The 13,190-nt window shown below is 65.1% G+C and carries 14 protein-coding genes and 1 tRNA gene; 13 read left to right on the top strand and 2 right to left on the bottom strand.

The annotated features are described in order from the left end of the window. Positions 1–456 precede the first annotated feature (456 nt). From ACIQKA_RS27330 to ACIQKA_RS27320, 3 genes are read left to right on the top strand one after another with little or no spacing between them, the layout of a single operon-like run. Positions 457–2,514 (top strand): helicase HerA domain-containing protein, encoded by a 2,058-nt coding sequence (locus ACIQKA_RS27330; RefSeq protein ID WP_402542689.1) that lies wholly within the window; start codon positions 457–459, stop codon positions 2,512–2,514. Positions 2,515–2,527: 13 nt separating this feature from the next. Next, positions 2,528–3,913 carry a hypothetical protein gene (locus tag ACIQKA_RS27325; RefSeq protein ID WP_402542687.1) on the top strand — a complete coding sequence of 462 codons (1,386 nt, stop codon included), beginning with the start codon at positions 2,528–2,530 and terminating at the stop codon, positions 3,911–3,913. Between the two features lie 21 nt (positions 3,914–3,934). Then, the gene (locus tag ACIQKA_RS27320) at positions 3,935–5,194 is read left to right on the top strand and encodes a DNA adenine methylase (RefSeq protein ID WP_402542686.1); all 1,260 of its coding nucleotides are present in this window, start codon (positions 3,935–3,937) and stop codon (positions 5,192–5,194) included. A 398-nt stretch (positions 5,195–5,592) separates the two neighbouring features. On the opposite strand, the gene ACIQKA_RS27315 is transcribed toward ACIQKA_RS27320, so the two are convergent. Then, positions 5,593–6,063, bottom strand: coding sequence for an NUDIX hydrolase (locus tag ACIQKA_RS27315; RefSeq protein WP_402542685.1), 471 nt, complete (start codon positions 6,061–6,063; stop codon positions 5,593–5,595). Between the two features lie 18 nt (positions 6,064–6,081). Between ACIQKA_RS27315 and ACIQKA_RS27310 the strand changes: the two genes are divergently transcribed. The 10 genes from ACIQKA_RS27310 to ACIQKA_RS27265 all read left to right on the top strand — a co-directional run bounded on the left by ACIQKA_RS27310 (position 6,082) and on the right by ACIQKA_RS27265 (position 13,011). After that, the gene (locus ACIQKA_RS27310; protein ID WP_383430917.1) at positions 6,082–6,861 is read left to right on the top strand and encodes a GntR family transcriptional regulator; all 780 of its coding nucleotides are present in this window, start codon (positions 6,082–6,084) and stop codon (positions 6,859–6,861) included. A 138-nt stretch (positions 6,862–6,999) separates the two neighbouring features. Further along, positions 7,000–7,356: a hypothetical protein gene (locus ACIQKA_RS27305; protein WP_402542728.1), complete on the top strand. Its 357-nt coding sequence runs from the start codon at positions 7,000–7,002 to the stop codon at positions 7,354–7,356. 2 nt (positions 7,357–7,358) lie between these two features. Then, positions 7,359–8,726 (top strand): FtsK/SpoIIIE domain-containing protein, encoded by a 1,368-nt coding sequence (locus ACIQKA_RS27300; protein WP_402542684.1) that lies wholly within the window; start codon positions 7,359–7,361, stop codon positions 8,724–8,726. Between the two features lie 88 nt (positions 8,727–8,814). Continuing rightward, a complete protein-coding gene (locus tag ACIQKA_RS27295) occupies positions 8,815–9,471 on the top strand; it encodes a DUF2637 domain-containing protein (protein ID WP_402542682.1) in 657 nt (218 codons plus the stop codon). Positions 9,472–9,488: 17 nt separating this feature from the next. After that, entirely contained in the window at positions 9,489–9,683 is a 195-nt protein-coding gene (locus tag ACIQKA_RS27290; RefSeq protein ID WP_402542680.1) for a mobile element transfer protein, read from the top strand. A 13-nt stretch (positions 9,684–9,696) separates the two neighbouring features. Further along, complete coding sequence (locus ACIQKA_RS27285) at positions 9,697–9,855, top strand: hypothetical protein (protein WP_104860443.1); 159 nt, start codon at positions 9,697–9,699, stop codon at positions 9,853–9,855. 26 nt (positions 9,856–9,881) lie between these two features. Then, a complete protein-coding gene (locus ACIQKA_RS27280) occupies positions 9,882–10,184 on the top strand; it encodes a SpdD-like protein (protein WP_402542679.1) in 303 nt (100 codons plus the stop codon). 90 nt (positions 10,185–10,274) lie between these two features. Beyond that, positions 10,275–11,666, top strand: coding sequence for a replication initiator protein RepSA (gene repSA / locus ACIQKA_RS27275; protein ID WP_402542677.1), 1,392 nt, complete (start codon positions 10,275–10,277; stop codon positions 11,664–11,666). Beyond that, positions 11,663–11,854: a helix-turn-helix domain-containing protein gene (locus tag ACIQKA_RS27270; protein ID WP_121828088.1), complete on the top strand. Its 192-nt coding sequence runs from the start codon at positions 11,663–11,665 to the stop codon at positions 11,852–11,854. The genes repSA and ACIQKA_RS27270 overlap by 4 nt, the downstream gene beginning before the upstream one ends. Beyond that, on the top strand, positions 11,854–13,011 hold the full coding sequence (locus ACIQKA_RS27265) for a tyrosine-type recombinase/integrase (protein WP_402542676.1): 1,158 nt from the start codon (positions 11,854–11,856) through the stop codon (positions 13,009–13,011). Before ACIQKA_RS27270 ends, ACIQKA_RS27265 begins: the two co-directional genes overlap by 1 nt. A gap of 63 nt (positions 13,012–13,074) precedes the next feature. Here ACIQKA_RS27265 and ACIQKA_RS27260 read toward each other — a convergent pair. Continuing rightward, a tRNA-Thr gene (locus ACIQKA_RS27260) sits at positions 13,075–13,151 on the bottom strand. Positions 13,152–13,190: the final 39 nt, after the last annotated feature.

The raw sequence follows: 13,190 nt of genomic DNA, 5'->3' as shown, positions 1-13,190 counted from the left end.
CTTCCGAACATACCTAAGCTCCGTCCGAGCATTAGCGAAGAAGGGAAGAGTCGCATGCCCGCGCTGCCTAAAGCGAGAGCGAGCCAATCAGCGCCATAGCAACCGACCGTCGCTCCGGTCGAAGCGGGCGACGGCGGAGTCAGGACCGTGGGCGCTGGCAGCATGTGTCGGGTTCGGTCGAACACGTGCACGGATTTCGACACGGAAGTCCCCAGGGCACCCCTTAGGCCGACTGCTGGGAGGGGCACCTGACGGCTGGCGGCTGATATGCACGCAAAGCACTCAATGGGTAGAACGCAGCACTTCAACGAGCTGTCCGTGAGACGAGCGTGACAACTACAACAAGCCACTACATCCAATTTCAGCCACGTACAGTGCGAGAGGTTGATCCACTTTTCACACAGTGCACGTTGTGGGAACATGTCAGCTGCACATGCATACCATGGGGGAGGAATAGTGTCTGTTTCGCTGTTTCCCGGAGTAGGGGCTGGAACACTTCTTGAGTCGACGCTCCTCGCGGAGAATCGGTCGATCCGCATCGGGGCGATTCATCGTCTCGACTATTCCGAGGCCATTGTTCTGACGCACGACAAGTGGAAGTTCGAAGCTGGCGGTATCCCGCAGTACACCTTCCTCCTGGCCACAGCGCGAGACATCGATGGGGATTCGCATGATGATGACGAAGTGCTGCTGCTGCGCGTAGATGGAACTGCGCCGCTTGCGATGGAATCGGATTTGCATGCAGTCCGAGAGGAAGCGTTGCGGGCTGCATTGTCGAGCAATGGCGACGCGTCTCCCTCCGTGGTCCTGGATATTAACCTCGATCCCTTCACCAGGAACCGAGTCTCGTTCACTGGCCTCAGGTGTCGAATCTTGGGCACCTTTTATGAGACTGACATCGACGGTCGTAAACGACTTGACTTCGGTGCCGACGTCGACAATTTCTATGCCACGTCGACGTATCGAGTCCTGAAGCCGATCGGTGATGGACTTTCTGAAATCGCCTCGTATCTGAAGCCTTCCGAGAAGGATGTGGAACGTGTGCGAATTGGCGCTGTGCGCTACTCGGCCACGCGTCGGCGGGCTAAGGTTGCAAAACAAGACGACTCAGCCGTAACGGTCAATATCCACGACTTCATCGGCACGAAAACTGGCTTGCTTGGAATGACCCGCATGGGCAAGTCCAACACCGCGAAAATCATCATTGCACGGACCTTTGTTGTGTCTGAGCAGCGTCGGTCTAATGGTGAAGGGCCGATTGGTCAGCTGATCTTCGACCCGCAGGGTGAGTACGCGAACCCCAACACTCAGGACGGGACAGAGATTGCGGCGATTGGTGAGAAGCACGTCCGTATCTTCAAGTTTGGGGCGGATGGCACGCAGCCGCACGTTCGACCGCTGGGTATCAACTTCTTCGACCCGGAGCAAGCCGGCGCTGTACAGGGGTTGATCGCCGACAAGCTGCGTTCCGACGGATCGGCTGGCTACATCAATGACTTTGCGGTGACTAGGTTCACGGATGTCCAGGGGAACTTCAGTGAGACCACGCGTGCACAACGAGGGCGTTTGATTCTTTACGCTTCACTAATTCGCGCCGGATTCACGCTGCCCAAGTATAACGCCGGAACTACATATCCCTTCTCCGTCCTCATCGGCATGAGGGAACCGCTGCGGAAGGCGGTAGAACAAAAGAAGAACAAGAAATTCTTCACTCCGGCAGGTAAAACGACGGTTTCCGTAAAGGGAGGCGACATCCGAGACGTAGTCGATGCGATCATCGAGTTGCGTAAGGATGGCGATACTGAAGCCGAAAACTTCTGTGATGATGTGCGGTGGACGTCTACAGAGCCGATTTATACTGGCCAAACCGGTCAGTCCGGCAACGTCCGAGGATGGCGAAACCTGCTGGATCTGAAGGACTTTCATAATGAGGCGACTCAGGCTGATCCCGCTGAGGAAATCTACGATGAGCTGACCAAGGGAAGGGTCGTCATCGTTGACCTTCATGTTGGGTCTCCGCCGATCGTTAAGACGTTGTCCGAGAACATCACTCGTAGGCTTCTGGCGAAGCAGACGACTGTGTTCACTTCCGGAGACGTTCCGCCCTCCATTCAGGTGATGCTGGAGGAAGCGCATAACCTGTTTTCGTCGGACAAGTATAAGGACGACGCGGATGTGTGGGTAAAGCTCGCGAAGGAAGCAGCCAAGCTGAATATCGGCATGACCTATGCAACTCAAGAAGTTTCAGGAGTGGCGCACCAGGTAAAGGCCAACACCGCGAACTGGGTCGTGGCGCATCTGAACAACACCAAGGAGTTGCAGGAGTTGTCGAAGTTCTATGATTTCGGCGCCTTCGCTCCGGCCATCCTCTCTTCGGAAGACCGAGGGTACGTGCGATTGAAGACATTGTCTTCTCCGTACATCGTGCCGGTTCAAATCGATAAGTATGACATTGACCTGGTGAATGAAGCTAGGGCGGCGGCTGGCGACTCTCCTCTGGCTCCGAAGAATTAGAAGCGGAAGTGCCATGGGCTACGAAACTGTGAATGGTGCCCCGGAGCGGGCGTCACGTGTAGGTCACACAACTGCAGCACTCCGTGCCCTTGCTGATAGGGCAAGCTTCTATGTCCCCGCGGATAAAGTGGGAGACGTCAAATGGCTTGCGCCGAAAATCAAGCGTGCTGGGGAGTTCCCGTCACCTGTCATACCGGAACACCTCACATCGGCGATTGCCATCGATGGGTCTCGGATCACTGAGCGAGTTCGCGATGGGCTTCCGTCCGTTGTGTACGGCTACACGCAAGCTGCTGCGGCCTACGTTGACTTGGGGGTCATGGAGTTTCAAAGGTCTGCGCGCTTCGTTGACCCCGTTGCGATTGAGAAGGCTGTCAACACGGCTCTGGTCTCACTGGACCTGCCCGTTGCCGGCGCTTACAGCCGAGCAGGGGTCGGCATCAGCACGTCTTGGAGGGAAAACCTCGACCACATTTTTAGGAGTAAGAAGGTCGAGGTCAACCGGCTTAACCAATCGCTCCTAGACCTCCTGTTTCTGCTTCATGGACAGCCCGGTAAACCGGCGGCTACAGTCCCGGTTAACTGCCCATCCAGTGAATGCAGTGCCAAGGACGTTGCAGTCTCCTTCCGAGGGGGAAGCTGTCCTTCGTGCAAGGAGCCCCTGTATCCGACTGACGTACTTCGTATTCATGAAGAAGTCACGGAAGAGGGGGCGAACGAATCAGCCCTCGGTCGACTGATGTCTGTGCTGGAGCTGCTCGTTCTCGTCGGGCTGACTAGCCTCCTCTGGGAGCAATCCCGGAATGAGCTGCTGCGTTCCACGCTATTCATCGTGGATGGCCCCTTGGCCATGTATGGACCGCCAGCGAAACTTCGCGGACGCGCCCAGGAGTATTTCCAGGCGATGACTTCAACAACTCCGGGAAACGGACCGTATATCTGCGGTTTGGAGAAGACCGGAGCGATGGTCGATTACGCTCGCCAGCTCGCTCGTCATGATGTACTAGAGCCTGGTGACTTGCTTGTTTGTGATCAGGAAGTAGTCAAGGTCATAACGAACACGGAAAATCCGGCTGCCTATGGAAAAGAGACGTATTGGGGGCGGAAGTTCGTCTACCGGGCAAAGGATGGTCGTATCGTCGTACCGACCGTCATGCCTGAGCGGGGTGCTGCGTACGACGCGGCTGGGGGGCAGTCCGGTCCTGATGGCTACCCGACCCTGCCTGCCATTTTGGACGTCATCGATCGGACAGGGTCCTCCATGTATCAGGATGGGATTATTCCTGTCGCTGTGGCACACGGTAAGGCTGCGTTCCCGATTGGTGTCGGCACCGACGTGTTGAGGCTGGTGGCGGAGCACAAGCTAGGCTTGGGAAGCGCGTCGACACCGAACCCGTAGCAACGAAGTGGGAGGGGCTGCATGAGCTCGGTTAGTGCTTCAGGTGACTCCGAGGTCCGGTCCAGTGGACGTAGCTCGCAGCCGCATAATGCCCGCCTTGCAGCGATTCCGAGCGCACCGCGGAGCATCCCCGGCCGGCCAACAGCTAATCTGGAAGTAGGCCAGCTCACGCATCCCCTTGCGATGGGTAGGTACCAGACGCCACTTCGGTATCCAGGTGCCAAGACTGGCTTGTCAAGCCTCATTAGCGAGTTGATTGAGGCTGCGAAGAAGTCTTCCCAGACCAGGAAAGTGGACCTGCTCGTCGAGCCATTTGCCGGAGGAGCATCTACATCCCTGCGGCTTGTTGGTGCTGGAGTTGTCAACCGCATTCTTCTGGCTGACGCGGATCCATTGGTAGCAGCATTTTGGCAAGTTGCGGCTTCCGATGCGGAGAATCTCGTAGACAGGATGGCGGAAGAATACTCGCGCTACGTCAGCAAGGGCGGAGTGACTGCCCTGGATCGTTGGGACTTCTGGCGCTCGTGGATTCCCTCGCCTGGCATGACGGAATCGACTGCGCGCTTCGAGACCGCCATGAAGTGCCTATTCCTGAATCGCACCACCTTTTCGGGAATCTTGCACGGAAGCGCTGGACCTATCGGGGGACGTCGACAGGAGTCTAAGTACTCAATAGGTTGCCGCTATAACGTCGATGCATTGGCTGAGCGCATCCGTTATGTCGGCTCTCTGTATGATGCAAATCGCCTGGTCGACGTGTGGTGCAAAGATTGGAAAGACACGCTAGCTGACGTACCAGAATGGTATGCCGATCTAATTCCTGATCGAGTCTTGGCCTATCTGGACCCCCCCTACTTGGAAAAATCCCAGAAGCTGTATCAGACTTCGTTTGAGCCGCAAGGGTACCCGAATGCGCCTGTGGCGGATTTGCAGTGGGATGACAATCTTCTGCACTATCGCTTGGCGGATTACCTGAATCATCGAATGCAGTTTAGGTGGATTTTGTCGTACGACGCCAAGCCGGAATTGCTCACGGATTCTGGATTGTATGCAGCAAATCGGATGAGACCCAATCCGGGCGATAGGGAAATTCTCGGGGTCAGGAACTGGAATATTGCAAAACGTGTAGTTACGTTGCGGTACACGGCCTCGGCGCGCCGAGGTCGGGGGGCAGCCGAGGAAATCCTCATCACCACTCTTCCGCCCGCTACCGTGCCACTGAATGACGACTTCAGGTCTGTCGACTGCATACTCAGCAACGAGACTGATAGGCCGAGCTAACGCTTCCAACGAAAGGTCGGCGGAGCGGCTTTGGGCTGGAGCTGCTTTGGCGCGAGTGATCATGGCCCCTTAAGCTTCCGGCGCGTCGGGCAGTCTGTGGACCTGCCCGGTAAAGCACGACGTTGGGGCCATGATCTTCGAGGCTCGCGCCAAAGTGGCTGCCTAAAGCCGTGGAGCCGACCGCCCCAGCCACGACGTGCCCCCTCTTTGGCATCAGGCGGCTGATTGCTGTGCGCGCGGCACGGGCGCCGGCCGGGCTGGAGCGGGGCGGAGACAGGAGCGCAGGCCCGGCCGGGGGCCGGGCCGCGCGCGGGGAGCAGAGCGAGCCGCCTTGATGAAGTAGGGAAACTCTTACCGCGCTGTCTGCTGACGTTTGGCTCGGACCGGCTTCGGCTTGGTCATGCCGACTTCTTCAGGAGGTGCCGGCCGTCATGGCTGCGGACGTGCGGGCCCTTGTCGTCCAGGGCGTCGAGGAGGCGGACCGCGTACACCTCGGTCATGCGGGCGGTGATCTCCTCCGGGGTGAGCCACTCGACCGCGGTCGACTCCGTGGAGGTTCGTTCCTCGCCGCCGGACGGCTTGCAGCGGAAGACCAGGGCCACGATGCCGCGGGTCGTGTTCTTGTAGACCCCGGTCAGTTCCTCGACCTCTACCCGGATGCCGGTCTCCTCCCAGACCTCGCGGGTCACGCCCTCTTCAGGGGCTTCTGTGAGTTCCAGGACCCCGCCCGGGAGCTCCCACGTGCCGTTGTCCGCGCGGCGGATCGCCAGGAGCCGGCCGTCTTCGCGTACGACCGCGCCCGCGACCGACACGGAGTGCAGTGGCGTTGACGTCGTCTCTCGGGCGCTGTTACTCATGTACAGGAGCATAGGAGAGTGAGAAGGACTATGGGAACGACAGCAGGAGGTGGGAGGGCCGTACCCCGGTACGTCCAGATCGCCGAGGAGATCGTGCAGCAGATCAAGGCCGGTGTTCTCAAGCCCGGCGACCTGGTGCCGAGTGAGTCCGAGCTCGTCGAGCGGTACGGCGTCGCCGGCGGGACCATTCGTAAGGCGATGGTCGAGGTTCGCGCGAGCGGACTCGTGGAGACGCGGCACGGCAAGGGGTCGATCGTGAAGGACCGGCCGCCTGTGCGGCTGCGCTCCTCGGACCGGTTCCGGGCCTCGCACCGCCGGGGCGGTAAGGCTGCCTACCTCGCCGAGTCCGCCCAGTCCGGCGCCACCGCCAAGGTGAGCGTCCTCTACATCGGGCCGATGGAGGCGCCGGAGGACATCGCCGAGCGGCTGGGCGTCGACACCGGTACGCAGGTGCTCGCGCGGCGGCGCCTGTACTTCCGTAACGGCGTGCCCGTCGAGACCGCCTCCTCCTACCTCCCGTGGGACGTGGTCAAGGACATCCCCCAGCTCTTCTCCGAGAACCCCGGACCCGGCGGGATCTACGCCCGCCTGGAGGACGACGGGCACGTCTTCACTGAGTTCGTCGAGACGTTGCAGGCGCGGCCGGCCGCCAAGGCCGAAGCCTCCGAACTCGCGCTGAGCCCCGGGGCGCCCGTCGTTCACCTGCTGCGGAACGCCGTCACCAAGACCGGTCGCGTGGTCGAGGTCTGCGACACCCTCATGGCCGCTGACCAGTTCGTCTTCGAGTATCGGATTCCTGCCGCCGACTGACGCGCGGTCAACTCTCTTCAACCCGCTTGGACTTCTTCGTCCGGGCGGGTTGACTCATATATAGGAGTCGGGCACTCTTCTTCATGTCACTCATATACATGAGTGACGGAGTCCAGCACTTTTAGAGGAGTGATCTCTGTGCGTCAGATCCCCGTCGACACCTCCGCGGCCTCCATGATGGTCGCCCAGCCCCCGCAGCCCAAGGTGAAGGACCGCCGTACCGGCGAGCGCGCCATGGACGCCGAGACCGGCGCCGCGCTGTCGACCGTGGACGTGATGTTCGCGGCGAACGGCGAGGTCGAGATCCTGACCGTGACCGTCCCGGAGACCGGCGTCTCCGCCGACCTCGTCATGGGCACCCCGGTCGCCGTCACCGGCCTGGTCGCCCGGCCCTGGGAGAACGAGTTCAACGGCCAGCGTCGGCACGGCATCGCCTTCCGTGCCGTCGCGGTCACGTCGCTCGTCGGCAGCGCGGCGACCTCGAAGGCCGCCTGATCATGGAGTGGTCGATCCTCTTCGCCGTGGTGGTCGTCGTCGCCCTCGCCGGTCTCCTGCGGTGGCGGCGGCCCGCCTGGTACTGGTTGGCCTTTGGGGCCGCGCTCGCCGCCCTCCGGGTCCTGGTCCGGTACTCCTCGGTCATGGACGCCTGTGGGCTGACCGTTCCTCCGCCCCGCTGGCGCCTCGCCATCGCCCGGATGGCCAACCGGCCCGTGCCGGAGCCCCGCGCTCCGCGCATCCTGCGGCTTCGGCCCACCCGTACCGGCCTCGTCTTACGGCTGGGGCTCCGCCCCGGACAGGACGCCTTCGACGTGGCCGCCTCGTGCGACCGGCTGCGGCACTCGTTCGGCATGCACGGCGTCGCCTCGCGGGAGGTCCGCTCCGGCGTCGTCGAACTGCGGATGACCGGTTACGACGTGCTCAAGCGGGTCCAGATGCCCGCGGGCTTCGAGCGCTCGACCATGCGCTTGCCGGTCGCCCTGCGGGAGGACGGCGCCGTCCACTACCGCGACTACCGCACCACCCCGCACGCCCTCACGATCGGAGCCACCAAGTCCGGGAAGTCCGTCTATCAGCGGAACCTGGTCGCCGAACTCGCAGCCCAGGAAGTGGCCTTGATCGGGATCGACTGCAAGCAAGGAGTCGAGCTGTTCCCCCTGGCCCGTCGCTTCTCAGCCCTCGCCGACAACCCCGACACCGCCGCCGACCTCCTCGACGCCCTCATCGCGTACATGGAAGGCGTCTACCAACTCATCCGCGCCGAACAGCGCATCACCGCCGACACCCCGGACGCCGACATCGCCGCCGACATCTGGGACCTGCCCGACCACCTCCGTCCCGTTCCCGTGGTCGTCCTCGTCGACGAGGTCGCCGAACTCGCCCTCTTCTCCACGAAGGAGGAGGAGAAGCGGCGGGACCGGATCATCACCGCACTCGCCCGGCTCGCCCAGCTCGGCCGCGCCGCCGGCATCTACCTGGAGATCTGCGGGCAGCGCTTCGGCTCCGAACTCGGCAAGGGCATCACCATGCTCCGCGCCCAGCTCAGCGTCCGTACCGCCCACCGCGTCAACGACGAGACCAGCGCCAACATGGCCTTCGGCGACATCGCACCGGACGCCGTGCTCGCCACCGCCCAGATCCCCGTCGAGTCCCCCGGCCTCGCGATCACCGGCGACGCCTCCGGCGGCTGGGCCCGTATCCGTACGCCCCACACCTCGCTCCGTACGGCCGTCAACGCCTGCAACAAGTACGCGCACCTCACCCCGGACCTGCCCAACATCGCCGCCTTCCGGCCCGCCGTCGAGCCGCTCACGCACCCGGCCAAGGTTCCGGCCCCGGCGTCCGCCGAGTCCCCGGCCACCGCCTGACCTTCCCCACCCCACCCGGTCGGCGCGACCGCATCGCGCCACGTCCCTACCCCGCCATGCCCGGAACGCCCGCAAAGGAGGTGCCGACATGACCAGCAAGCTCCGCGTCGACGCCGTGCTGGTCCAAGCCCTGATCGCCGGTGCGCTGTCCTTCGCCCACCTGCACGACCTGGCCGCCGCGGCCGGTCAGACCGGATGGAAGGCGTGGGCCTACCCCGTCTCCGTCGACCTGCTCCTGGTCGCCGCCTGGCGTCGGCTCCGCTCGGACGGCTCGTCCCGGCTCGCTTGGTGCTGGTTCCTGGTCTCCCTGTTCGCCTCGCTCGGCGCGAACGTCGCCACCGCCGGGTTCCTCGACCTCGCCCATCCGCCCGGCTGGCTGCGCTTCGGCGTCGCCGGATGGCCCGCGGTCGCCTTCCTCGGCGGCACGCTGCTCGCGCACTCGCCGGCTCCGACGACCGCAGAGTCCCGCCCGGTGGTCGAACCGGAGCCGACCGAAAGCGTGTCGACCGAGGCGGAGCACGTTCCCGAGCCCGACCCCGAATCCGCCACCGAGGTGGAGCCCACCCGGCCCGCGCCGGCGACCGCACCCCCCGTGCCCGTCCCCGCCGCCCTCGTCGAGCACGCCCGCAAGCTCGCCGACGACCACCGCGCCCGTACGGGCCACCCCATCGACACCGACACCCTGCGCGCCCGTCTCGGCGTCCCCGCGCCCATGGCGGACGTCATCGCCGCCCAACTCTCCTGATCAGAACGGAGAACGCCATGGCCCCTCGCGACCACTTCCACTCCGTCATGCGCATCGGTCCCGTACAGATCGGCACACACCGCGACCGCCACGGCCGCACCAAGTACGCCGCCGTCTGCACCTCCGACCGCTGCGGCTGGTCCTCCGACTACTCCAGCTCCTCCGCCGCACAGCTCGCGGCCCGTACCCACCGCTGCTGCATCTCCGACTGAACGGACACCGCTCGTGGACGTCCCGCTCTGGCTCGCCCTGGTCGTCGTCGGCGCCCTCGGCATCAAGCTCATCCGCCCGCCCTGGTGGCTCGTCGCCGTGCTCCTCCTCGGCGGCTTCCTCCTCGCCGACAGCCTGCTGGCCCCCGTCATCGACACCGCGATCTCCAAGTGACCCGACCCGGAAGGGAGAACCACCTCATGCTCCGACCCAAGATCCCGACCATGCCGACGCCGACCGGCCTCGTCTCCCCGCCCGCCGTCGTCCGGTCGACCGCCGTCGAGCCCGTGCAGACGCCCCCGGCTCCGGTCGCCCAGCGCCCCACCGTCCAGATCACCCCCGGCACCGCGCTCGCCGTCATCGGCGCCGGCACCGCCGTCGTCCTGGTCGTCGGAACGATCCTGGTCTCGATGCTCCTCGCGACCGCCGTCACGGCCGCATCGGTCGCCGTCTGCGCCGTCGTCGTCCGTTCGCTGATCGCGTCCTCGGCCAAGCGCCGCTGACCGGCCCCCGGGCGGCCTCGATACCGCCAAGCATCCGCCGCCCGGGAGCCGTACCCCTCACCGATCTCTCAACCGGAAGGAACACCCATCATGGATCAGCGCGCCGCCGCCACCGCGGCGGGCCTGGACCCGGCCACCCTCCACGACGTCCTCCGCGTCGCCGCCGCTCCCGACTTCGACCGCTGGCGGGACCAGGTGCACCGCACCGGCGGTTGCTCCGACCCCGTGCACCTGACCGGCTGGTCCCTCGCCAAGGACCGCACGTCCGGCGAGACCCTCCGCCGCTACTCCACGGAGGCCGAGCCTGGTGGCCGTCTCCGCGTCGCCTGCGGCAACCGCAGGGCCTCCCGCTGCCCCTCCTGCGCCCACACGTACGCGGGGGACACGTACCACCTGATCCGCGCGGGCCTGGCCGGTGACGAGTCCAAGGACGTCCCTGCGACGGTCCGCGACCACCCCCGGGTCTTCGCCACCCTCACGGCCCCGTCCTTCGGTCCCGTGCACAACCGGCCCGACCGCGGCGCCTGCCGCTGCGGCGCCCGTCACTCGGAGAACGACTCCGTCCTGGGCACGGCGCTCGACCCCGAGTCGTACGACTACGCCGGAGCCGTCCTCTTCAACAACCACGCCGGTCAGCTCTGGCAGCGCTTCACCAACCGGCTGCGGCGCGAACTCGCCGCCCGTGCCGGGCTCACTCAGCGCGAGCTGAAGGACGTCTTACGGGTTTCGTACGGGAAGGTCGCCGAGTTCCAGAAGCGCGGCGCCATCCACTTCCACGCCGTGATCCGGCTCGACGGACCGAACGGCCCCGGCACCGTCCCGCCCTCGTGGGCCACTGTGCAGCTCCTTAACGACGCGATTCGCGCCGCCGCCGTCCACGCGTACACGACCATCACCGTCCCGGCTGCCGGGGACCAGCCGCGCCGGCGGTTCCAGTGGGGACGACAGCTCGACATCCGCCCGGTCAAGGCGTTCGGGGACGGCTCCGACATCACCGAACAGGCCGTGGCCGCGTACGTCGCCAAGTACGCCACCAAGGCCGCCGAGACCACCGGCAGCCTCGACCGGCGGATCGGCAACCGGGAGGTGCTCGACCTCCTGGACGTGGCCGACCATCCCCGCCGCCTCATCGAGGCCTGCCTCGACCTGGCCCCGCTCTACCCGGACCGCAAGCTCACCGCCTGGGCCCACATGCTCGGCTTCCGCGGTCACTTCTCCACCAAGTCCCGTCGCTACTCGACCACTCTCGGCACCCTCCGCCAGATCCGCGCCGACTACCGCGCCGCTCAGGAACGCGTGGACGCCGATCCGGACACCGTGCTCGTCCTCGCCTCCTGGCAGTACGCCGGGCACGGCCACACTCCCGGCGAGGCCGCCCTCGCCGCGACCATCTCGCGCGGAATCCGGCTCAACCGCCAGACCGCCCGGGAAGCCCTGCGCGACCAACTCGCCCCGGAGACACCGGAAGGAGCCGCGGCATGACCACCGCCACCACCGACGAACTGCTGACCGTGCCCGAGGTCATGGCCCGGCTCAAGCTCGGACGCTCCACCGTCTACGACCTCATCCGCTCGCGCCGCCTCACCTCGATCACCGTCGGCCGTGCGCGCCGCATCCCGGTCGACGCCGTCCGGGATTTCATCTCGTACGAGATCGAGGAGGCAGCCTGATGGCCACCCAGCGCAAGCGCAACCCGAACGGCGCCGGCACCATCACCCAGCGGAAGGACGGACGCTTCCAGGCCGCCGTCTACGTCCTCCAGCCCGACGGCACCCGTGCCCGTAAGTTCGCCTACGGCAAGACCTGGGCCGAGTGCGACACCAAGCGGCGCGCGCTCCTCGACAAGGTCGCGAGCGGCACCCCCGTGCCCACCCGCTCGGCGAAGCTCTCCGAGTGGCTGACGTACTGGCTGGAGAGCGTCGTCCGGCCGCGCCGCAAGCTCAGCACGTACGACAAGTACGAGGCGCACGTGCGGCTCTACCTCTCCCCCATGCTCGGCACGAAGCGGCTGGAGTCGCTGAGCGTCCCCGACGTCCGGCGCTTCCTGCTCCAGTTGGAGAAGAAGACCACCGCGGCCACCGCCAAGGAGTCCCACCGCGTGCTGCGGACCGCCCTCTCCGCCGCCTGCCGGGAGGAGTTGATCGTCCGGAACGTCGCCAAGCTCGTGGAACCGCCCAGGGCCGCCGTACGCGACCTGAGCCCGTGGTCCCTCGACGAGACGCTCGACTTCCTCGCCGCCGCCCGCCGGGACCCGCTGTACGCCGCCTTCGTGCTCGCCATCGCGATGGGGCTGCGCCGGGGCGAGATCGTCGGACTGCGCTGGAACGACATCGACCTGGAGAACCGCGTCCTCCTGGTCCGCCAGCAGGTCCAGCGTCGTCGCGGGGTCCTCTACAACGACGAGACCAAGGGACGCCGCTCCCGGGCGATCCCGCTCCCCGCCATGTGCCTGGCTCCGCTGCGCTGGCACCGGATGCGTCAGAAGGCGACGTACGAAGCGGTCGGCACCGAGTGGACGGCCACGGGCTATGTCTTCGCCACCCGCTCCGGTCGTCCCGTCGAGCCCCGCAACGTGCACCGCTCCTTCGTCCGCGTCAGCGAGGCGGCCGGCCTCCGCCTCATCCGCCTCCACGACGCCCGGCACGGCTGCGCCACGCTCCTCACCGCGGCCGGGGTCGCGCCCCGCGTCGTGATGGAGATCCTGGGCCACAGCCAGATCAGCCTGACCATGGACGTGTACACCCACGTCGTCCAGGACACGCAGCGCGAGGCCATCAGCCACATGGACCGGCTCCTCACGCGGAAACGGCCCGACCGCTCCCGTTGATGTCACCTGTGGATGTCAAAGACCCCCAACCAAGATTGGTTGGGGGTCTTCGACGTTCCTACCTGGAGCCCCCTGTCGGGTTCGAACCGACGACCCCCGCTTTACAAGAGCGGTGCTCTGGCCAGCTGAGCTAAGGAGGCAGCCCGTGCAGTGTATCCAACGACGCTCCCGTGGTGGTC

Origin of the sequence: Streptomyces sp. NPDC092045 (assembly GCF_044756005.1) — a bacterium.
Taxonomy (GTDB): domain Bacteria; phylum Actinomycetota; class Actinomycetes; order Streptomycetales; family Streptomycetaceae; genus Streptomyces.
Note: the sequence above shows the minus strand (reverse complement) of the source record. Positions and strands in the feature narration are given on the sequence as shown.